Annotated in this window: 2 protein-coding genes; both read left to right on the top strand. The window is 54.5% G+C overall.

All coding sequences use genetic code 11. The annotated features are described in order from the left end of the window. Positions 1–450, top strand: a 450-nt coding sequence (locus AC5RVV_RS17765; RefSeq protein WP_494002672.1) for a polysaccharide biosynthesis C-terminal domain-containing protein, incomplete at its 5' end; no start/stop codon positions are given. Continuing rightward, positions 447–664 (top strand): UDP-N-acetylglucosamine 2-epimerase (locus AC5RVV_RS17760; RefSeq protein ID WP_494002671.1); only part of this gene is annotated, 218 nt, incomplete at its 3' end. The genes AC5RVV_RS17765 and AC5RVV_RS17760, both read left to right, overlap by 4 nt.

Here is a 664-nt window from a genome sequence, read left to right as displayed (position 1 = left end):
GGAACAATTCCGGAAATTTCCAGCGGATTCGACCGGGATTTGTTTAATACCTACCGCTCTTTTCTCGTTGGACCTGAACTTCCCATTTCGCTGGAACGGAAAAGCGATTCCCGCGGATCATTCTTCGAGGTTATTCGAAGCCAGGGCGGCCAGGGGCAGTCGTCGTTTTCCACGACGGTTCCAGGAATCACCCGGGGCCAGCATTACCATCGGCGCAAAATCGAGAGGTTTACGGTCCTGGCCGGTACCGGTGAAATTGCCATGCGACGGATGTTCAGCGACGAAGTCCTGAGATTCACGGTGTCCGGTGACCAGCCCGTTGCCATCGATATGCCGACTATGTGGTCCCACAACATCACAAATACCGGATCCGATATGCTTTACACGATGTTCTGGATCAGCGAAATTTTTGATCCCGCAGCCCCTGACACCATCCCGGAGGATGTATGACCAACAGCGCCCGCAAACTAAAAGTAATGACCATCGTTGGGACACGTCCGGAGATTATCCGCCTGGCGCCGACCATGCGGCGGCTGGATAAGTATGCGGACCATGTGCTGGTGCATACTGGCCAGAATTATGACTATGAACTGAATGAGGTCTTTTTCGAAGACCTGGGCCTGCGCAAGCCGGACCACTTCCTGGCCGCCGACACCAAGTCCCT

The sequence above is a fragment of the Arthrobacter sp. MDT2-34-1 genome (assembly GCF_059091365.1).
The sequence above is the reverse complement of the archived record's forward strand: the minus strand, read 5'-3'. Positions and strand labels throughout refer to the sequence as shown.